Raw genomic sequence first — 20,211 nt, forward strand, 5'->3', positions numbered from 1 at the left:
GGACTCAATTGTGCACAAACGTGCAAACCTCGCAAGCACCGGATTCCGGACCCGGGCCAACCGACCGATCCGGCACAGCGCGATCGGCGCGGCTTGGGCCGGGCACGACCGCGGCGGCGATCGAAACGGCGAATCGAGCCGTCAGCGAAGCAGGCAATCGCGCAACCCGGCCCCGATCGGCCGCGCAAAACGCTCGCCGCCCCGCTCCATCGCCGACAAAAACCCCTGTTTTTTCCGTCTTTCGGAGAAAGCCTTCGCTTAAGAGCCTTCGCTCCACGCACATGCGAGTAAACTGGTCGGTCTTCCCCGACCGGCCTCGCCGGCGCTGCTGGAGCCTCGTCATGAGCGCCGACTTGCCTAATACCCCCTCCGATTCTCCCGCCGAATCTCCGGCCTCGCCGAAATTCACCGATCTCGCCCTGTCCGCGCCGCTGCTGCGCGCGCTGGCCGACGTCGGCTATGAATCGCCCTCGCCGATCCAGGCCGCGACCATCCCGCCGCTGCTGGAAGGCCGCGACGTGCTCGGCCAGGCCCAAACCGGCACCGGCAAGACCGCCGCGTTCGCGCTGCCGATCCTGGCCCAGATCGATCCCAAGCAGTTCAAGCCGCAGGCGCTGGTGCTGGCGCCCACGCGCGAGCTGGCGATCCAGGTCGCCGAAGCGTTCCAGAAGTACGCCGTGCACCTGCCCGGCTTCCACGTCCTGCCGATCTACGGCGGCCAGAGCTACTACCCACAGTTGCAGGCGCTCAAGCGCGGCGTGCACGTGGTCGTCGGCACCCCGGGCCGGGTGATCGATCACCTCGACCGCGGCACCCTGGACCTGTCCGAGCTGCGTTGCCTGGTGCTGGACGAAGCCGACGAAATGCTGCGCATGGGCTTCATCGACGATGTCGAGAACGTCCTCAAGAAGACGCCGGAAACGCGTCAGGTCGCGTTGTTCTCCGCGACCATGCCCTCGCAGATCAAGCGCATCGCCCAGACGTATCTGAAGAGCCCGGTCGAGATCGCGATCAAATCGACCACCACCACCGCGGCCAACATCCGCCAGCGCTACTGGTCGGTCAGCGGCGTGCACAAGCTCGATGCGCTGACCCGCATCCTGGAAGCCGAATCCTTCGACGCGATGATCGTGTTCTCGCGCACCAAGCTGGGCACCGAGGAACTGGCCGAGAAGCTGTCGGCCAGGGGCATTTCGGCCGCGGCCATCAACGGCGACGTGCAGCAGGCGCAGCGCGAGAAGACCATCCAGAACCTCAAGGACGGCAAGATCGACGTGCTGGTCGCCACCGACGTGGCCGCGCGCGGTCTCGACGTGGAACGCATCAGCCACGTGCTGAACTACGACATCCCCTACGACACCGAAAGCTACGTCCACCGCATCGGCCGCACCGGCCGCGCCGGGCGCAAGGGCGAGGCGATCTTGTTCGTCACCCCGCGCGAGCGCGGCATGCTGCGCGCGATCGAGCGCGCCACGCGCCAGCCGATCGAGCCGATGGAGCTGCCGAGCGTGGAGACGGTCAACGAGCAGCGCGTCTCGCGCTTCCTCGGCCGCATCAGCGACGCGCTGGAGAGCAGCGACCTGGGCCTGTTCCGCGACATGATCGAGCGCTACGAGCGCGAGAAGAACGTGCCGGCGGTGGAAATCGCCGCGGCGCTGGCCAAGCTGGTGCAGGGCGACAACCCGCTGTTGCTGACCCCGCCGCCGGCGGTGCCGCGCTATGCGCGCGAAGAGCGCGACAATCCGCGCGAACACCGCGGCCAGGCCACGCGCAAGTTCGTCGAGCGCGACAACGCCTCCAATTCCGGCGCGCATCGCCAGGAATACCGTCAGGATCAGCGTCCGGATTCGCGCCGCGCCGAAGCGCCGCGTGCGCCGCGCGATCACGAGCGTTCCGCGCCGGCGCCGCGCCATGAAGAACGCCAGTACACGCCGCCGGCCGCGCACCGCCCGGTGATCAACAACGCCGAATCGTTCTTCGACGACGAAGCGCCCTCGCCGCGCGCCGAACGCAGCGAGCGTTCGCACGACCGCGGCGCGCCGCGCGACGCCGAAGTCGGCATGGAGACCTTCCGCATCGAGGTCGGCCACAGCCACGGCGTGCAGCCGGGCAACATCGTCGGCGCCATCGCCAACGAGGCCGATCTGGAAAGCCGTTACATCGGCCGCATCGACATCCGCGACGACTACACCCTGGTCGATCTGCCCGAGGGCATGCCGCGCGAGTTGATGGAGCATCTGAAGAAGGTGCGCGTGTCCGGGCATCCGCTGCGCATCCAGCGCGCCACGCCGGGCGACACCGAAGGCGGCCGTTCGCCGCGTCCGGGCGGCGGTCCTGGCGGCCCGCGTCCGGGTGGCTCGCGTCCGCACAGCGGCGCGCCGCGCCCGGGCGGCCCGCGTCCGCCGCATGGCGGGCCGAAGAAGTCGTTCAAGCCGCGGACGCCTCGCTAAAAGCACGCAGCTCGCGAATACCCTTCTCCCGCTTGCGGGAGAAGGTGGCCCGAAGAGCCTGCCCCCGCGAAGGCGGGGGGCCGGATGAGGGCACGCGAAATGTGGCAACGCCGTAGTTGCGGATACGCGCGCCCTCACCCCAGCCCTCTCCCGCAAGCGGGAGAGGGAGTCAGGACCGACAACTGGCCATCGGCCACTGCCCCACACCAGAAGTCATAAGCCGACCATCGCGCATCGCGCTCGCGGTTTGGCATAGTCGCAGGCGTAACCCGCAACGCCGCCGCTCATGTCCCGCATCCTGGTCTTCCAACACGTCGCCGCCGAACCGCTGGGTACGCTGGACCCGCTGATCCGCCGGCGCGGCCATCGCATCCGCTTCACCAACTTCGACCGCGATCCCGAGGCGCAGCCCAACGTCGATCGCTATCGCGGTCTGATCGTGCTCGGCGGGCCGATGAACGTCGAAGACCAGGCCACGCGCACGCACCTGAAGACCGAGCTGCTGGCGATCGAACGCATGCTCGAACAAGGCAAGCCCGTGCTCGGCATCTGCCTGGGCGCGCAGTTGCTCGCGCACGTGCTCGGCGCGCCGGTGCGCAGGCACCATCAGCCCGAAATCGGCTGGTACCGGCTGCAGCCGACCGCGGCCTGCGCCGCCGATCTGGTGCTGGCGCCGCTGGCGCAGGCCGCGCCGGTGTTCCAGTGGCACCGCTACAGTTTCGAAGTCCCGCAGGGCGCGCAGCATCTGGCCCGCACCGACACCTGCGAGCAGCAGGCCTTCCGCTGGGGAGACAACGCCTACGGCTTCCAGTTCCATCTGGAGATGGACGTGCCGCTGATCGAGCGCTGGCTGGCCAATCCGGTCTATCGCGAGGAACTGGCCGAACTGGGCCACGACACCAGCGAAGCGGCGATCCGCGCGCAGACCCTCGAGCATATCCAGGCCATGCAAACCCGCGCGGACGCGGTGTTCAACAATTTCCTCGACCTGATCGGCCGGCCGCAGCGCAAGTTCACCCTGCCCTCGCGCGAATGGGTCTGAGCGGCTACAGACTCAACCCGCTTTCGAAGCGTCGCTGCCTGCCGTCGATCGGATCGACGAAGGCCAACTCGCGCGCCAGCAGCTTCAACGGCCGCGAAAAATCGTCTTCGGCCTGCTCGGCCAGCGGATAAAAACGATCGTTGACGATCGCCGCGCCCAGCCCGGCCATGTGCACGCGCAGTTGGTGCTTGCGGCCGCTGACCGGCTCCAGCGCATAACGCCACAGGACCGCGCCGCGTTCGATCACATCGATGCGGGTTTCGCTGTTGGCCTCGCCCTCAGCCTCGCGCATCAGGAAGAACGGCTCGCCCGCGACCAGACGCGTGCGCCGCAGCAGCGGGAACTGCCATTGCGGTAGCGGCGGGGCCAGGGCTTCATAACGCTTGCGGATGCGCCGCTCGCGGAACAGCGACTGATAGGCATCGCGCGTGGCCGGATCGCGCGAGAACATCACCACACCGGCGGTGCCGCGGTCGAGCCGGTGCAAGGGCGCCAGATCGGTCTCGCCGTAGCGCCGCTGCAGCCGCCCCAGCAAGGTTTCGGCGACGAAACCGCCGGCCGGGATCACCGGCAGGAAATGCGGCTTGTCGGCCACCAGCAGGCGTTCGTCGCGATACAGCACGCGCTCTTCGAAGGGGATGACCGGTTCGCGTTCGACTTCGCGGAAATAGCGGATCTCGATGCCGACGCGGTAAGCCTCATCGGCCGCCAGCGCATGGCCCTGCGCGTCGAGCACGCGGCCGCGGGCGAAACGCTCGCGCCAGACTTCGCGGCCGATCGCCGGAAACCGCGCGCACAAACCATCGAGCAGGCTCGCCCACGGGCCGGGCGGCAGTTGCAGGCGGCTGGGCGCGCTGGCGGCGGGAGCATCGTGGCTGGGCATGCGCGCATCTTCGCCGATCGCGGGCCGAAACCGGATGCGCGGCCGGGCGAAAGCCGAATCCGTGCGGCGTTTGCGCGGTTTTGCGCGCGCGACTCGGGCCGCCCGGCCCCGAAATCGGGCGCCGGGCCCGCCAGAAGCTTAGAATGCGCGCTGTTTTCCAGCAGGCACGCCCATGGCGCCCAACGCCACCATCGTCAAGATCGAACTGCAAATCAGCGACATGGACCGGCATTACTACGCCGCCCACGCGCTCACCCTGGCCCAGCATCCGTCCGAGACCCAGCAGCGGTTGATGGTGCGCATGCTCGCCTTCGCCTTGAACGCGCACGAGCGGCTGGAGTTCGGCCCGGGGCTGAGCAGCGAGGACGAACCGGACTTGGCGCTGCGCGATTACACCGGCGATATCGAGCTGTGGATCGATGTCGGCCAGCCGGACGAGTCGCGCATCCGCAAGGCCTGCGGGCGGGCGCGGCAGGTGGTGGTGGTGAATTACGGCGGCAACGCGGCGAACATCTGGTGGGACAAGAACGTCGCGATCCTGCGCCGGCTGAAGAATCTCACCGTGATCGACATCGACGCCGCCTGCGTGGACGCGATGGCGGCGATGGTCGAGCGCAGCTTCCGCCTGGATTGCCAGATCGCCGACAGCGAAGTCGCGCTCAGCAACGACAAGGCCAGCCTCACCTTCACCCCGACCGTGCGTCAGGGCGCAGAAGCGCGAGCGGCCTGAAGTGGCGGAGGTCTACGACGCCGTCATCGTCGGCGGCGGCGCCGCCGGGATGATGTGCGCGCTGACCGCCGGCCGCCGCGGCCGCCGCGTGCTGCTGATCGAGCACGCCAACAAGGTCGGCAAGAAAATCCTGATGTCCGGCGGCGGCCGCTGCAATTTCACCAATACCGGCACCACGCCGGGCAATTACCTTTCGGCCAATCCGCACTTCTGCAAATCGGCGCTGGCGCGCTACACGCCGTGGGATTTCATCGCGATGGTCGAACGCCATCGCATCGCCTATCACGAAAAAGAACTCGGCCAGTTGTTCTGCGACGAGTCGTCCAAGCTGATCGTGAAGATGCTGGTGGACGAATGCGCGGCCGCGGGCGTGCGCATCGAAACCGGTTGTTCGATCGAACGCATCGCCCACGACGAAGGCGACAGCGGCTTTCGCCTGCACAGCGCGCGCGGCAACATCGCCACGACCTCGCTGGTGATCGCCAGCGGCGGCCTGTCGATTCCGAGCATGGGCGCGAGCGGCTTCGGCTATGAACTGGCCCGCCGCTACGGCCATAACGTGCTGCCCTTGCGCGCGGGGCTGGTGCCGTTGACGCTCAGCGGCAAGCACCAGGAACGCCTGCAGGATCTCAGCGGCGTCGCCTTGCCGGTGACCGCCCGTTGCAACGGCATCGACTTCAGCAACCAGATGCTGATCACCCATCGCGGCGTCAGCGGCCCGGCGATCCTGCAGATTTCCTCGTACTGGCAACCCGGCGACGATCTGCGCCTGGACCTGCTGCCCGGCCGCGACGCGCTCGACTGGCTGCTGAGCCAGCAACGCGAACGGCCGGCGGCCGAACTCAAGACCGTGCTCGGCGAAACCATCGCCAAGCGTTTCGCCCAGCGCCTGTGCGAAGTGTGGCTGAGCAACAAGCCGATGAAGCAGTACAACCTGCCCGAGCTCAAGCAGATCGCCGCGACGCTGTCGTCGTGGCCGTTGATCGCGAGCGGCACCGAGGGGTATCGCACCGCCGAGGTCACCCTGGGCGGCGTGGATACCGACGAAGTCTCGTCCAGCACGATGCAATCCAAGCGCGTGCCCGGGCTGTATTTCATCGGCGAGGTGATCGACGTGACCGGCTGGCTGGGCGGCTATAACTTCCAGTGGGCCTGGGCGTCGGGGCATGCGGCGGGGTTGGCGGTTTAGAGGCGAGGCGCGGTGGCGGGCGTTGTTCCTGCCGCCGGCTTCTGCCTTGGCCCCTTTTGCTCGTCATTCCCGCGAAGGCGGGAATCCAGAGACTTCAGCGCCACCTCTCCAGTCCGTCATTCCCGCGCGAGAATCCAGCGACTTCAAACGTTCTCGCACGAAAGGCCCTGGATTCCCGCGTTCGCGGGAATGACGATAGGTAAGAATGCGCGAGTCTGGTTGTTGCGATAGAGACATCAGCGTCTTCCCCCCAGATCGTCATTCCCGCGAAGGCGGGAATCCAGAGACTTCAGAGCCATCCTTCCAGGTCGTCATTCCCGCGAACGCGGGCTCCGCTTTACTTCGGCGGAGCCGAACATCCAGCGACTTCAAGCGTTCTCGCACGAAAGGCCCTGGATTCCCGCGTTCGCGGGAATGACGGCCTTGAAAGAATGTCGCGCGCCTGCCCGGAAACCGCGTAAGCCGCGACCACGGAGGCGACCCGAAGTGCGGATCACGGGCCGTAGCCGCCAGGCCACACCAGCCGCGCGACTCCCGCGATCAACCCTCCAACACCGCCTCGCCGAACAAATCGTGTTCGTCGCTGCCCATGATCTCCACATCCACGAACTGCCCCACGCGCAGTCCCGCGTCCAGGCCGTTCTGGATCTGCACCAGGCCGTCGATCTCCGGCGCGTCGGCCATCGAGCGCGCGATCGCCAGGTCGCCGTCGATCGCATCGACGATGCAGCGCTGCACGCCGCCGATCTTGGCTTCGAGCTTGTTCGCGGAAATCTCCGCCTGACGCTCCATGAAACGCGCCAGGCGGTCCTGCTTGATGTCTTCGTCCACCGGATCGGGAAGATCGTTGGCCTTGGCGCCGTCCACCGGCGAATAGGCGAACGCGCCGACGCGGTCGAGCTGGGCTTCGTCGAGGAAATCCAGCAGTTCCTCGAATTCGGCCTCGGTCTCGCCCGGGAAGCCGACGATGAAGGTGCTGCGGATCGCGATGTCCGGCGCGATCGAGCGCCAGCGCTGGATGCGCTCCAGGGTCTTATCGACCGCGCCCGGGCGCTTCATCAGCTTGAGCACGCGCGGGCTGGCGTGCTGGAACGGAATGTCCAGGTACGGCAGCAGTTTGCCTTCCGCCATCAGCGGAATGATCTCGTCCACGTGCGGATACGGATACACGTAGTGCAGGCGCGTCCAGATGCCCAGTTCGCTCAGGCCTTCGCACAACGCCTTCATCCGCGTCTGGTACGACTTGCCGCGCCATTCGCGCTCGGCGTACTTGACGTCCACGCCGTAGGCCGAGGTGTCCTGCGAGATCACCAGCAGTTCCTTGACCCCGCCCATCGCCAGTTTCTCGGCTTCGCGCAGCACATCGTCCACCGGCCGCGAAACCAGGTCGCCGCGCATCGACGGGATGATGCAGAAACTGCAGCGGTGATTGCAGCCTTCGGAAATCTTCAGATAGGCGTAATGCTTGGGCGTGAGCTTGACGCCGATGCCGTCGTCGCGCCGCGGCACCAGATCCAGGAACGGATCGTGCTTGGGCGGAAGCGCCGCGTGCACCGCGCTCATCACGCTGCCGTAGTCCTGCGGGCCGCTGATCGACAGCACGCCCGGGTGCGCTTCGCGGATCAGTTCCGAGCGCTTGCCCAGGCAGCCGGTGACGATGACCTTGCCGTTCTCGGCGATCGCCTCGCCGATCGCGTCCAGCGATTCGGTCACCGCCGAATCGATGAAGCCGCAGGTGTTGACCACGACCACGTCGGCATCGTCGTAGGTCTGGACGATGTCGTAGCCCTCCACGCGCAGCTGGGTGAGGATGCGTTCGGAATCGACCAGGGCCTTGGGACAGCCCAGGCTGACGAAACCGACTTTGGGATTGGCTGGCGAGACGCTGGCGGAAGACATGCGGGAGAAGACCTGAACGAGAGAATCCGGGCGCGGACGGCGATCCGGAAGCCGCTAAGCGGCCGGGGGCGCGAATTATAGCCTCCGGGGCTAAACTGGCCTCGATTCAAGGTTCATTCGCAACTGGAGCGGCTCATGGCTCATTGGATTGATCTGGACACCCCCGTCGGCCCGGTTCAGGCCTGGCGGGCCGATCCGGCCGGCATTCCGCGCGGCGGGCTGGTCGTCATTCAAGAGATTTTCGGGGTCAATTCGCATATCCGCGACGTGACCGAGCGTTTCGCCCAGGCCGGCTACGTGGCGCTGGCGCCGGCCTTGTTCGACCCGGTCGAGCGCGGGGTCGAGCTGGGCTACGACCAGTCGGCGGCCGCGCGCGGGGGCGAACTGCGCAACGCGATCGGTTTCGATCGCGCCATGCAGATCGTCGCCAGCGCCGCGAACCTGCTGCAGGTCGAGGGCCTGCGCACCGGCGCGGTCGGCTACTGCTGGGGCGGCTCGCTGGCGTTCTTGGCCAATACCCGCCTGGATCTGCCGGCGGTCAGCTACTACGGCGCGCGCACCCTGCCCTTTCTCGACGAACCGACCCGCGCGCCGGTGCGCGCGCCGATCATGTTCCACTTCGGCCGTCACGACGGCAGCATTGCGCCGGAAGCGATCGAACAACATCGCCAGGCGCTGCCGGCCGCGCCGATCCATCTGTACGACGCCGGCCACGGCTTCAACTGCGAGCTGCGCGCCGACCACGACCCGGCCAGCGCCGCGCTGGCCTGGACCCGCACCCTGGATTTCCTCGCGGACAGTCTGAAATGAACCCCTGGCACCTGCATCCGCAACTCGCCGACGACACCCATCCGATCGCCCAGTTCGAGTTGAGCGAATTGCGCCTGATGGACGACGCCAATCATCCCTGGCTGATCCTGGTGCCGCGGGTGGACGGCGCGGTCGAGCTGATCGACCTCAGCGACGCCCAGCAACTCGCCCTGACCGGCGAAATCGCCCGTGCCAGCCGCGCGCTGCAGGCGCAGTTCGCGCCGCACAAGCTCAACATCGCCGCGCTCGGCAATCTGGTGCCGCAGTTGCACGTGCACGTGATCGCCCGCTATCGCGAAGACATCGCCTGGCCGCGTCCGGTCTGGGGCATGGCCACCGCGCAACCGTATTCGCCCGACCTGCTGGTGCAACGCATCCGCCGCCTGCAGGACGCGCTGGCGGCGTGAACGCGGGCCGCCCGGCCGCGTCGGACGCGGCGATCGAATTCGAAGCCCTCGCCGACGACGCCTGGCTGCTGCGACTGGGCCGCGTCATCGACGACGAACTCAACGCGCGCGTGCATGCGCTGGCGGCGCGGCTGCGCCTGCACGCGCCGCCGTGGTTGCGCGACGTGGTCCCGGCCTACGCCAGCCTCGCGGTGTTTTTCGACCCCTTCGCCATCGACGCCGCCGATGCGCGCGCGTGGTTGCGGGCACGATGCGAACACGCATCCGCTGTCGCGCCCTCGCCGGCCGCGCGCACGATCGAAATCCCGGTCGCCTACGGCGGCGAATTCGGTCCGGACCTGCACGACAGCGCGGCCGAACTCGGGGTGTCGCCGCAAGCCTTGATCGCGCGCCACAGCGAGCGCGACTACACGGTGGCGATGATCGGCTTCGCCCCGGGATTTCCCTATCTGTCCGGGCTCGATCCGGAACTGGCGCTGCCGCGACTGGCGACCCCGCGCACCGCGGTCGCCGCCGGCAGCGTCGCCATCGGTGGCGCCCAGACCGGCATCTACCCGCGGCCCGGTCCCGGCGGCTGGCGCCTGCTCGGACGCACGCCGCTGTGTCTGTTCGATACCGCGCGCGATGCGCCCAGCCTGTTGCAGCCCGGCGACCGCGTGCGCTTTCGCCCCATCGACGCGCTGGAATTCGCGCGCTTGCAGGCGGCGCCGTGAGCGCCGCGGATTCGCCCGACTCGCGCTGCGATATCGAGGTCGTCGCGCCCGGCCCGCTCAGCCATGTGCAGGATCTGGGTCGCGACGGCTGGCGTCATCTGGGCATCTGCCGCGGCGGCGCGCTCGACCCGGCCTGCGCCGCGCTCGCCAACGCCCTGGTCGGCAATCGCGACGACGACGCGGTGCTGGAATTCACCCTGCAAGGCCCGAGCCTGCGCCTGCCGCGGCCGCTGCGCATCGCCTTGATGGGCGCGGTCTGCGAAGCGCGCTTCGAAGGCCAGTGGCTGCCGCCGGCGCGGCCGATCGACCTGCCGGCCGGCGTGCTGAGCCTGGGCGGCATGCGCAGCGGCGTGCGCGGCTGGCTCGCGGTGCGAGGCGGCCTGGACACGCCGCGCGTGCTCGGCAGCCGCGCCACCGATCTGCGCGGCGGCTTCGGCGGCATCGACGGGCGCGCGCTGCGCGGCGGCGACCGCCTGCCGGTCGGCGCGCATGGCGCAATCGAGACGTCGCGGCCGCGCGTGCCCGGCTGGTGGATCGATCCCGACTTCAACCACGACCCGCACGCGCCGATCCGCTACCTCGCCAGCGAGGCGCCGGCGTTGCGCGACATCGCCGCGCAGTTGAGCCGACAGACATGGCGCGTCAACGCCGCGAGCAATCGCCAGGGCCTGCGCCTGGACGGCGACGCGCTGCAGGCGCCGCAGGCCGGCGCGCTGTCGGAACCGGTCGCGCCGGGAACGATCCAGTTGCCTGCCGACGGACGGCCGATCGTGCTGTTGGCCGACGCGCAAACTGTCGGCGGCTACGCGCGCCTGGGTCATGTCATCGCCGCCGATCTGCCGCGTCTGGCGCAGGCGCGGCCGAACGCCGAATTGCGCTTTCTTCGTTGCGATGCGGCGCAGGCCGCGGCGGCCGCGCGCAAGGCGCGGGCGGAATGGGCGCGGCTGAAGCTGGCCATCGAGGCACGCTTAAAGCGCCAGTAGCCCGGCGGGGTGCGAAGCCACGTTCGCCGTCTGGCTGAATGCGAGCCATGGACCGCGATCCGCGAGCGGCCATTGCCCTGATCGGAGCGTTACCTTGCTGACACAATTGCGCGGCAACCCACGCGAATTGACGTACCGGCCATGCCATCCGAGACTGGATTCCACAACGCGAGTGCCGACAGGTTGCGCCGTTACGTCCAAGTCGCCGCCAATACGAAAACACTCGAATAAGAACGCGATAACTGTCACGATTTGGCGGACGATTGGATCGCCATTTGAGGCAAAATCCGGACATGTCAGAACAAGATCCAGGCGGCTCCGCCCCCACCACGCAACCGGTGGATACCGGTGCCCTGACCCTGTCCGACGCGGCACTGGAATCGATAACCGAGCTCATCGTCGATGCCCAGAAAGGACGCCCCGGCGCCTGGGATCAGGTCTACTCCGCGCTCTACCGCGAACTGCACCGGCTGGCGCGCATGCAGATCCGCCAGCACTGGAAAGGCGCCGAGCGTTCGCCCACGTCCTTGATCAACCGCACCTGGCTGCGGCTGAGCCAGGCGACCTTGAACATCAACGATCGCACCCACCTGATCAGCGTGCTCGTGCACGCCATGCGTTATGCGCTGGTGGATGAAACGCGGCGATTGCTCGCGGAAAAACGCGGCGTCGGATTCGAAGCGGTGATGCTGGAAGAGGACGACATCGGTCTGGCCTACGACGCGCGCCTGGAACATCTGCTGGCGGTCGATCAGGCGCTGAACCGCCTCAGCGAAGCCGAGCCGCGCCTGGGCCTGCTGGTGGAGCTGCGCTATTTCGGCGGCATGACCGACGAGGAAGTCGCGCAGGCGCTGGGCGTCACCGACCGCACCGTGCGCCGCGACTGGCGGCGCGCGCGCGCGTTCTTGTCGAGCAGCCTCGACGATCGCGGCAGCGCCGAGCTGGGTTCGTGAAAGCTTCAGCGCAGGCCGTCCTCGACAGGCCGTGCTGACCCTGCTTCGTCGTTCGCGATCCTTATGACCCACGACCCCAAGCTGCGCGCACTATCGGTGTTCGACGACTACCTCGACCTGTCCGAGGCGGCGCGGGCGCGCATGCGCGCCGACCTGCAACAACGCGATCCGGAGCTGCTCGCCGCGCTGCTGTCGTTGCTCGCCGCCGACGGTGAGGCAAGCCTGCTCGACATCGCGCCCGCCGAGCTGTTGGCGCAAGTGCGCTCGGCCGAGCCGGCGGCGCTGGAAACCGACGATCCGCGCGTCGGCACGCGCCTGGGCGCGTGGCAGATCGACGGCGTGATCGCCGAAGGCGGCATGGGCACGGTCTACGCCGCGCATCGCGCCGACGGCCAATACGAACAGCGCGCCGCGCTCAAGTGCGTGCGCGCCACCCTGGCCTCGCCGGCCTTGCTGCAGGCCTTCGTCGGCGAGCGCAATCATCTGGCGCGGCTGGAACATCCCGGCATCTCCACCCTGCTCGATGGTGGCGTCGACGCCGACGGCCACCCGTGGTTCGCCATGCGCTACGTCGATGGCATCGCCGTGGACGCCTGGTGCGACCGCCGCAACGCCAGCGTGAGCGAACGCGTGGATCTGCTGATCCAGGTCTGCGAAGCGCTGAGCTACGCGCATGCGCAAGGCATCGTCCATCGCGACATCAAGCCGTCGAATGTGCTGGTCGGCGCCGACGGACGCGCGCATCTGGTCGATTTCGGCATCTCCTCGCACTTCGGCGGCGGCGACACGCCGGGCGAACATATCGCGATCACCCCCGACTACGCCGCGCCGGAAGCGCGCGAACACGGCGTGCACGCGCCGGCCGCCGACCAGTACGCGCTAGGCGTGCTGACCTACCGACTGCTGTGCGCGCAGTGGCCGCTGCCGCTGCATCGCCTGCGCAATCTGATCGCAGTGACGATCAGCGAACCGGTGTCGATGGACCGGTTGATCGACGACAGCATGCAAGCCGTCGCCCACCAGCGCGGCGCGCGCGATGCGGCCGCGTTGCGGCGCGAGCTGGCCGGCGATCTGTCGGCGATCGCGCTCACGGCCGTGGCCCCGCGGCCGCAGGACCGCTACGCCAGCGTCAAGGAACTGGCCCAGGACCTGCGACGCTGGCGCGAACACCGTCCGCTCGGCATCCGCCCGGGCAGCCGCTGGTCGCGCATGCGCAAGTGGCGGCGGCGCAATCCGGTCGCGGCGCTGCTGGGCACGACTCTGGCGCTGGTGGTGCTGGCGGCGCTGGGCCTGTCGCTGTGGCAACAGCAGCGCAGCGCGAGAGAGACTGCCGCCACTCAGACCGTCAGCCAATTATTCGCCACCACCCTGGGCGCGGCGACCTTGTCCGGATTGGGCAGCGCGCCGTTCTCCTCGCGCGCGCTGCTGGAGAAAACCGAGCGCGAACTGGGCAAATTGCCGTTGCACGATCAACCCGGACTGCGCGCGCGCAGTCTGGCGACCCTGGCGCGCAGCTATGCGGTGATCGGCGACTACCGCAGCGCGGAACGCTTGGCCGCTCAGGCGCAGCAGGCGCTCGGGAGCGAGGAAGATCGCGACAACTTTGTCGCCGCGACCCGGATCGCGATGCTCAACACGCAAAACCACTATGCCGAGGCGATGGACCGCGCTCGCGCGGAAATCGCGCGGCTCAGCGGCGACGGTCAAGCCGCGAGGCTGTCGCGGGTGATCTTCGGCAGCGAAATCGCCAAGGCGCAATGGAGTTCCGGCGAAACCCTGGCGGCGCTGGACACCGCCGACAAACTGGTGGTCAGCGCCCGCTCACTGGGCTCGGATCATCGCGAACTGCTCGCCCAGGATCGGCGATTGCGGCCCGCCCGAGGCCGCCGGACCGATATCGCCGTCCGGCCGCGCGCCGCCACCATCGCTCAACGGAGATCCTGCAATGCCCAGCCTGCGTTTGCTGTCGTTATCCGCCTGTGTCGCCGCCGCGCTGGTCGCCGGCTGCAAGTCCGAAACCGCTCCGCCGCCGGCGTCCGCCGACACCGCCGCGACCGCCAGCGCCGCCAAGCCGGCGACAGCCGAATGGGACGCCGCCGTGGACGGTTTCCTGCAGGGGTACTTCGAACACTTCCCGGTCTTCGGCGCCGGCGCCGGCAAGCACGAATTCGACGGCAAGCTCCCGGATTTCTCGCCCGAGGGCCGGCAGCGCAACATCCAGTGGCTGCATCAGCAGCGCGACGCGGTCGGCGCCTTCGGCGACGATCGCCTGGACGCGCCGCAACGCTATCAGCGCGACTACGTGCGCGCGGTCATCGACGGCCAGTTGTTCTGGCTGGAAGACTCCGGCTTCGCCAACAAGAACCCTGCCTTCTACCTCGGCGACCTGTCGCCGAGCATGTACCTGACCCGCCCCTACGCGCCGCTGGAACAGCGCATGGCCGCGTTCGCGACCTATCAGGAAGCGCTGCCCAAGGCCGCCGAGCAGATCCGCGCCAACCTCAAGGGCCCGCTGCCGCAAACCTATATCGACCTGGGCGTGATGGGCTTCGGCGGTTTCGCCGAGTTCTTCAAGAACGACGTGCCGAAGGCTTTCGCCGAAGTCAAGGACGAAGCGCTGCAGGCGCGCTTCAAGGCCTCCAACGCCAAGGCCATCGAGAGCATGCAGGGCCTGGCCGATTACCTGACCTCGATCAAGCCGCAGGCCACGCAGGATTTCGCCCTGGGCGCGGACAAGTTCTCCAAGATGCTCAAGGCCACCGAGGGCGTGGACCTGCCGCTGGATCAGCTCAAGGCCGCGGGCGAAGCCGATCTGGCGCGCAATCTGGCTGCGCTGAAGAGCGCCTGCGAGCAGTACGCCCAGGGCCGTCCGCTCGGCGAGTGCATCGACAAGGCCAATGCCGACAAGCCGCAAGGCGGCGCGGTCGAAGGCGCGCGCGCGCAGTTGGCGGGCCTGCGCCAGTTCATCGTCGATAAGGATCTGGTGACGATTCCCGGCACCGAGCAGGCCAAGGTCGAGGAAGCGCCGCCGTTCAACCGCAACAACTTCGCCTACATCGAAATCCCCGGGCCGTACGAGAAGAACCTGCCCTCGGTCTACTACATCGCCCCGCCCGATCCGAAGTGGCCCAAGGCCGAACAGGACGCCTACGTGCCGGGCAAGGCCGATCTGTTGTTCACCTCCGCGCACGAAGTCTGGCCGGGGCATTTCCTGCAGTTCCTGCACGCCAACCGTTCGCAGTGGAAGTTCGCGCAGTTGTTCGTCGGTTATGCCTATGCCGAAGGTTGGGCGCACTACACCGAAGAGATGATGTTCGACGCGGGCCTGGACGGCGCCACGCCGGAAATCCATATCGGCCAGCTGACCAATGCGCTGCTGCGCAACGTGCGTTATCTGTCGGCGATCGGCCTGCACACCGGCGGCATGACCGTGGCCCAGTCCGAGCAGATGTTCAAGGACAAGGCGTTCCAGGACCCGGGCAATGCGCGTCAGCAGGCCGCGCGCGGCACTTACGATCCGGCGTATCTGAATTACACGCTGGGCAAGTTGATGATCATGCAGTTGCGCGAGGACTGGACCGCCACTCATGGCGGCCGCGCGGGCTGGAAGTCGTTCCACGATCAGTTCCTGAGCTATGGCGGCCCGCCGATTCCGCTGGTGCGCGGGCAGATGATGGGCGGGGCGGCGCAGACCAGGTTGTGGACGGCTCCGGCGGTGGCTACGGCTGCTGCTGCGGCGGGCGATGCGGCGGCTGCGCCGGCTTCGGGGTCGCCGGATAAGGCGGCGCCTAAGAGTTCGATGTGATGCGGGTGGATGGAGTGATCGATCGGGGGTGGTGATTCGATTCGCGATCGGTTGAAGACGGGGCTGCGGTTGCGGTCCCGTTTTTTTTGCGTGCTTGGGGGAGTGCACCTCGGCGTGTGGGTAATCCCCCGGCGCTACTGGGGCGGCGGTCGGGCTTCGTGCGGCGCTGGCGCCCGCCCCCTTTTGCAAAGGGGGCCAAGTGGCGTCGCTTGGGTGGGGTTGCACGGCGCGGCGCGATGTTGCGCGGCGACTGCTGGGCGCACTTGGTTGGGGTTGCACGGCGCGGCACTACGCTGCGCGGCGACTGCTGGACGTGGCTTGGGTGGGTTGCACGACGCGGCGCGCGCGCCCGGCGGTCCTCGGTTCCCCTTGGGCAAACCGCCCAACCGGACTAGACTCGTCCCCGTCCCGGGCCGTTCGACGCCCAGCACTCCAGCGAGACCCGCAGCGCATGAAATCCCACGTCGTCGGTGCCCTGATCCTGATCGTCATCGGCACCTTGTTCCTGCTCAACAATCTGGGCTTCACCAACCTCAGCCTGACCAAGGTGCTGGTCACCTATTGGCCGGCGATCCTGATCGCGGTCGGCCTGGGCCTGCTGTTCAAGCGCAACTAATCCGATTCGGCCCATGCCCGCCCGCATCGACTTCAATTGCGATATCGGCGAAGGCTGCGGCGACGACGCCGCGATCGTGCCTTATGTGAGTTCGGCCAACATCGCCTGCGGCGGCCATGCCGGCGATGAGGCCACCATGCGCGCCACCTTGCGCCTGTGCCGCCAGCACGGCGTCGCCGCCGGCGCTCATCCGGGTTACGACGATCCGGAGCATTTCGGCCGCCGCACCCTGCCGCTGAGCCGCGACGAAATCGCCATGCTGATGCTGAGCCAGCTCGCCCGGCTGGCGTCGATCGCCGACGACGAAGGCGTGCGCCTGACCCACGTCAAGCCGCACGGCGCCTTGTACAACCTCGCCGCCGACGATCGCATCGTCGCCCAGGCCATCGTCGGCGCCGTCGCCGCTTTCGATCCGCATCTGATCGTCTACGGCCTGGCGCAATCGCAACTCACCGACGCCGCCGAACAGGCCGGGCTGCGCGCCGCGCACGAAGTGTTCGCCGAACGCGGCTATGCCGGCAACGGCCGCCTGCTGCCGCGCGGCCAGCCCGGCGCGGTGATCGAATCGCTGGACGCGTCGATCCGGCAAGTGCGCGATCTGGTGCTGCGCGGCGAAGTCGAGGTCGCCGGCGGCGGCCGCATCGCGCTGCGCGCCGACACCCTGTGCCTGCACGGCGACCGCGACGATGCGGCGGCGTTCGCGCGCGCCGTGCGCGAGGCGCTGCACGCCGACGGCATCGAGGTCGCCGCGCTGTGACCGCGGCGCGCGCCGGCCCCGCCCGCGCGTCCGCCGGCATCCGCTTCGCTCCACTCGCCCCTGCATTTCGCTACGAGGACGCGGCATGAACTATTGGCCCTTGATCGGCGTCGCCGCGGTCGTGCTCGGCTTCGTGCTGCGGCTCAATCCGGCCCTGGTGGTGGTCGTCGCCGGCTTCATCACCGGACTGGCCGCGCAGTTGTCGCCGCTGGACGTGCTCGAAGTGCTCGGCAAGGCCTACACCGAGAAACGCTTCCTGCTGCTGTTCCTGCTGACCTTGCCGGTGATCGGCCTGCTCGAACGCCACGGCCTGAAGGAACGCGCGCAGTTGTGGGTGGCCAAACTGCGCGGCGCGACCATGGGGCGTTTGCTGATCGCGTACCTGCTGATGCGCCAGCTCGCCTCGGCGGTCGGCCTGACCAGCCTGGGCGGGCATCCGCAGACCGTGCGCCCGCTGCTGGCGCCGATGGCCGAAGGCGCGGCGCAGACCCGCCACGGCGAGCTCAGCGACGAAGAACGCCAGCGCATCCGCGCGATGGCCGCCGGCACCGACAACGTCGGCCTGTTCTTCGGCGAGGACATCTTCATCGCCTTCGGCGCGGTGCTGCTGATCCAGAGTTTCTTCGCCGAACACGGGCTCGCGATGGACCCGCTGCAGATCGCGCTGTGGGGCATCCCGACCGCGATCTGCGCGTTCGCGATCCACGTAGTGCGAGTGCTGCGGTTCGAACGCAAGCTCGCGCGGCGCGTGGCGCAGGCGCAGCAGGCCGCGGCCGATCGGGCGCCGTCGCCATGATCACCCTGACCTTCGTCTACTGGCTGATGGGCGCCTACTTCGCCGCGCTGGCTTGGCGCGGCTTGCGCGATACGGCCAATCCGCGCCGCCATACCACCGCGCTGTTCTGGGGACTGATCGCCGCGCTGATGTTCCTGGCCGAGCATCTGCCAAACAAAGTCGTCGGCGCCTGCGTGGTGGTGCTGGCGGTGCTGGCCGGATTCGGCGGGCTCGGCAAGGGCCGCTACGCGGAAACCTCCGGCGAGGAAAAACACGCCGAGGCGCTGCGCCTGGGCAATAACCTGTTCTGGCCGGCGCTGCTGATTCCGGCGGTGACGCTGATCGGCGCGCTGGGCCTGAAGTTCGTCAAGATCGGCGGCACGCCGCTGCTGCAGAGCGCCAACGTGACCTTGATCGCGCTGGCCATCGCCTGCATCGTCGCCTTGTTCGCGGCGTGCCGGCTGACGCGGCAGACGCCGTGGAGCGGCGTGGAGCAATCGCGCCGGCTGGTCGATGCGATCGGCTGGGCCGCACTGTTGCCGCTGCTGCTGGCCGCGCTGGGCAGCGTGTTCGAGGCCGGCGGCGTCGGTCAGGCCGTGGCCGGCGTGGTACGCGCGGTGATTCCGGTGGAAAACGCCTTCGTCGTGGTCGTCGCCTACGCGCTCGGCATGGCCTTGTTCGCGGCGATCATGGGCAACGCCTTCGCCGCATTCCCGGTGATGACCGGCGGCATCGCCCTGCCCTTGCTGATCCAGCATCACCATGCCGACGCGGCATCGCTGGCGGCGATCGGCATGCTGTCGGGTTATTGCGGTTCGCTGATGACGCCGATGGCGGCCAATTACAATCTGGTGCCGGCGGCGCTGCTGGAGCTCAAGGACCCTTACGGCGTGATCCGCGCGCAGTGGCCCACCGGCGCGGTGCTGCTGGTCTGCAATGTGCTGCTGATGTACTGGATCGCCTTTCGATGAGTCCGCAACGCAAACATCAGGGCAGCGTGCTGTTGACCGGCTTCGCGCCGTTCGGCGGCGAGAGCGGCAATCCGAGTTGGGACGCGGTGAGTTCGCTCGACGGCGAAGTCGTCGCCGGCCATCGCATCGTCGCGCGCCGCCTGCCGGTCGCCTTCGACGATTCGCTGCGCGAGTTGAACAATCACATCGACGCCGCGCGGCCGGCGCTGGTGCTGTGCGTGGGCCTGGCTGGCGGGCGTTCGCGGCTGTCGATCGAGCGCGTCGCGATCAACCTGATCGATGCGCGCATCGCCGACAATCGCGGCGCGCAGCCGATCGATCGGCCGGTGATCGCCGGCGGCCCGGCCGCTTACTTCACCACGCTGCCGGTCAAGGCCATACTCGCCGCATTGGGCGAGGCCGGCATTCCGGCGGAGATTTCCCAGACCGCCGGCACCTACGTGTGCAATCAGGTGTTCTACGGCCTGATGCACGCCTTGAGCGAACGCGGCGATGCCGGCGTTCGAGGCGGCTTCATCCACATTCCGTATTCTCCCGCGCAAGCCGCGCATAACGCCGGCGCCGCGAGTCTGGCGATCGACACCGTCGCCCAGGGCTTGCGCGTTGCCGTGGAAACCGCGCTGGCGACAACGCTGGACCGCCGCATCGCCGGCGGCGCCGAACACTGATCGCGGCCCGCGGCCGCTTCCACGGAGTCCTCCCATGCAACGTCTGCTGCTCGCCGTTCTGCTCGCCGCCGCCGCGGCTTCGCCCGCTCACGCCGGCCTGTTCGACAAGAATCCGGACAAGGTCGCGCAGGAAGCGGTGACCCAGAATCTGCGCGCTGTGACCTTGTGGGTCGATGCGAGTTGGGGTTTCCGCAATCAGGGCGCGGCCAACGCGCTCAGCCGGGCGCATCAGGCGTTCACTACCCGTGGATACGACGTGGTCAGTGTGGAGCCGTATATCGAGAATGGGGATTTGCAGGGGTTCTTTGTGACGTATCAGAAGCCCTGAGCGGCAATCCGCCCGATCTGATTTCCAAAGCTCTATTCGACGTGGCTTAGCTTGGCTTTGGCTTTGGCTTGGCTTTGGCTTAGCTGTGGCAGTTGCCATGGCTTTTGCCGTTGCTGGGCGCCGCTTGTAACTCGCGAGACCAGGGACACCCGAAGGGCGGCGCACATGGACGTGCGCCGGGTGCCACCTTGGGCAGGATGCCCAATGTGGCACCTGCCTGCGTCGGCATCGC

Annotated in this window: 21 protein-coding genes; 16 read left to right on the forward strand and 5 right to left on the reverse strand. The window is 68.1% G+C overall.

Annotated features, from left to right (window positions below; all coding sequences use genetic code 11):
* Positions 1-341: 341 nt before the first annotated feature.
* Together J7J50_RS18255 and J7J50_RS18260 are read left to right on the forward strand one after the other, a co-directional pair.
* Positions 342-2,450, forward strand: coding sequence for a DEAD/DEAH box helicase (locus J7J50_RS18255; protein ID WP_215057286.1), 2,109 nt, complete (start codon positions 342-344; stop codon positions 2,448-2,450).
* Positions 2,451-2,736: 286 nt separating this feature from the next.
* Positions 2,737-3,492, forward strand: coding sequence for a gamma-glutamyl-gamma-aminobutyrate hydrolase family protein (locus J7J50_RS18260; RefSeq protein ID WP_215057289.1), 756 nt, complete (start codon positions 2,737-2,739; stop codon positions 3,490-3,492).
* Between the two features lie 4 nt (positions 3,493-3,496).
* Here the strand turns inward: J7J50_RS18260 and J7J50_RS18265 are convergent, their stop codons facing one another.
* Entirely contained in the window at positions 3,497-4,375 is an 879-nt protein-coding gene (locus J7J50_RS18265) for a pseudouridine synthase (RefSeq protein ID WP_215057292.1), read from the reverse strand.
* 172 nt (positions 4,376-4,547) lie between these two features.
* Here J7J50_RS18265 and J7J50_RS18270 point away from each other — a divergent pair, with 172 nt between their 5' ends.
* Both J7J50_RS18270 and J7J50_RS18275 read left to right on the forward strand, forming a co-directional pair.
* Entirely contained in the window at positions 4,548-5,105 is a 558-nt protein-coding gene (locus J7J50_RS18270) for a YaeQ family protein (protein WP_215057294.1), read from the forward strand.
* A gap of 1 nt (position 5,106) precedes the next feature.
* Positions 5,107-6,294 (forward strand): NAD(P)/FAD-dependent oxidoreductase, encoded by a 1,188-nt coding sequence (locus J7J50_RS18275; RefSeq protein ID WP_215057296.1) that lies wholly within the window; start codon positions 5,107-5,109, stop codon positions 6,292-6,294.
* Between the two features lie 540 nt (positions 6,295-6,834).
* Here J7J50_RS18275 and rimO read toward each other — a convergent pair.
* Entirely contained in the window at positions 6,835-8,193 is a 1,359-nt protein-coding gene (gene rimO, locus J7J50_RS18280) for a 30S ribosomal protein S12 methylthiotransferase RimO (protein WP_215057298.1), read from the reverse strand.
* A 135-nt stretch (positions 8,194-8,328) separates the two neighbouring features.
* On the opposite strand from rimO, the gene J7J50_RS18285 reads away from it, so the two are divergent.
* The 5 genes from J7J50_RS18285 to J7J50_RS18305 all read left to right on the forward strand — a co-directional run bounded on the left by J7J50_RS18285 (position 8,329) and on the right by J7J50_RS18305 (position 12,059).
* The gene (locus tag J7J50_RS18285; protein WP_215057300.1) at positions 8,329-9,003 is read left to right on the forward strand and encodes a dienelactone hydrolase family protein; all 675 of its coding nucleotides are present in this window, start codon (positions 8,329-8,331) and stop codon (positions 9,001-9,003) included.
* Positions 9,000-9,410 (forward strand): HIT family protein, encoded by a 411-nt coding sequence (locus tag J7J50_RS18290; RefSeq protein WP_215057302.1) that lies wholly within the window; start codon positions 9,000-9,002, stop codon positions 9,408-9,410. Before J7J50_RS18285 ends, J7J50_RS18290 begins: the two co-directional genes overlap by 4 nt.
* Entirely contained in the window at positions 9,407-10,123 is a 717-nt protein-coding gene (pxpB, locus tag J7J50_RS18295) for a 5-oxoprolinase subunit PxpB (RefSeq protein WP_215057304.1), read from the forward strand. Before J7J50_RS18290 ends, pxpB begins: the two co-directional genes overlap by 4 nt.
* Positions 10,120-11,106 (forward strand): biotin-dependent carboxyltransferase family protein, encoded by a 987-nt coding sequence (locus J7J50_RS18300; protein WP_215057306.1) that lies wholly within the window; start codon positions 10,120-10,122, stop codon positions 11,104-11,106. Before pxpB ends, J7J50_RS18300 begins: the two co-directional genes overlap by 4 nt.
* A gap of 293 nt (positions 11,107-11,399) precedes the next feature.
* Positions 11,400-12,059 carry an ECF-type sigma factor gene (locus J7J50_RS18305; protein ID WP_215057308.1) on the forward strand — a complete coding sequence of 220 codons (660 nt, stop codon included), beginning with the start codon at positions 11,400-11,402 and terminating at the stop codon, positions 12,057-12,059.
* Between the two features lie 90 nt (positions 12,060-12,149).
* Here the strand turns inward: J7J50_RS18305 and J7J50_RS24890 are convergent, their stop codons facing one another.
* Genes J7J50_RS24890 through J7J50_RS18320 form a run of 3 tightly spaced genes read right to left on the reverse strand, consistent with a single transcriptional unit; the run spans position 12,150 to position 13,766 of the window.
* Positions 12,150-12,914, reverse strand: a complete 765-nt coding sequence (locus tag J7J50_RS24890) for a hypothetical protein (protein WP_251044528.1) — start codon at positions 12,912-12,914, stop codon at positions 12,150-12,152.
* A 24-nt stretch (positions 12,915-12,938) separates the two neighbouring features.
* Positions 12,939-13,412: a hypothetical protein gene (locus J7J50_RS18315; RefSeq protein WP_215057310.1), complete on the reverse strand. Its 474-nt coding sequence runs from the start codon at positions 13,410-13,412 to the stop codon at positions 12,939-12,941.
* Entirely contained in the window at positions 13,413-13,766 is a 354-nt protein-coding gene (locus J7J50_RS18320; RefSeq protein ID WP_215057311.1) for a hypothetical protein, read from the reverse strand.
* 238 nt (positions 13,767-14,004) lie between these two features.
* Here J7J50_RS18320 and J7J50_RS18325 point away from each other — a divergent pair, with 238 nt between their 5' ends.
* The 7 genes from J7J50_RS18325 (at position 14,005) to J7J50_RS18355 (ending at position 19,979) form a co-directional block, all read left to right on the forward strand.
* Positions 14,005-15,864 (forward strand): DUF885 domain-containing protein, encoded by a 1,860-nt coding sequence (locus tag J7J50_RS18325; protein ID WP_215057312.1) that lies wholly within the window; start codon positions 14,005-14,007, stop codon positions 15,862-15,864.
* Positions 15,865-16,315: 451 nt separating this feature from the next.
* Positions 16,316-16,480 carry a DUF5668 domain-containing protein gene (locus J7J50_RS18330; protein ID WP_215057316.1) on the forward strand — a complete coding sequence of 55 codons (165 nt, stop codon included), beginning with the start codon at positions 16,316-16,318 and terminating at the stop codon, positions 16,478-16,480.
* Positions 16,481-16,493: 13 nt separating this feature from the next.
* A complete protein-coding gene (locus J7J50_RS18335; RefSeq protein ID WP_215057318.1) occupies positions 16,494-17,237 on the forward strand; it encodes a 5-oxoprolinase subunit PxpA in 744 nt (247 codons plus the stop codon).
* 85 nt (positions 17,238-17,322) lie between these two features.
* On the forward strand, positions 17,323-18,033 hold the full coding sequence (locus J7J50_RS18340) for a DUF969 domain-containing protein (RefSeq protein WP_215057319.1): 711 nt from the start codon (positions 17,323-17,325) through the stop codon (positions 18,031-18,033).
* A complete protein-coding gene (locus J7J50_RS18345) occupies positions 18,030-18,983 on the forward strand; it encodes a DUF979 domain-containing protein (protein ID WP_215057320.1) in 954 nt (317 codons plus the stop codon). The genes J7J50_RS18340 and J7J50_RS18345 overlap by 4 nt, the downstream gene beginning before the upstream one ends.
* A complete protein-coding gene (gene pcp / locus J7J50_RS18350) occupies positions 18,980-19,651 on the forward strand; it encodes a pyroglutamyl-peptidase I (RefSeq protein ID WP_215057321.1) in 672 nt (223 codons plus the stop codon). Before J7J50_RS18345 ends, pcp begins: the two co-directional genes overlap by 4 nt.
* Before the next feature lie 34 nt (positions 19,652-19,685).
* Complete coding sequence (locus tag J7J50_RS18355) at positions 19,686-19,979, forward strand: hypothetical protein (RefSeq protein WP_057943427.1); 294 nt, start codon at positions 19,686-19,688, stop codon at positions 19,977-19,979.
* Positions 19,980-20,211 lie beyond the last annotated feature (232 nt).

The organism is Lysobacter sp. ISL-50 (assembly GCF_018612875.1).
GTDB lineage: Bacteria > Pseudomonadota > Gammaproteobacteria > Xanthomonadales > Xanthomonadaceae > Lysobacter.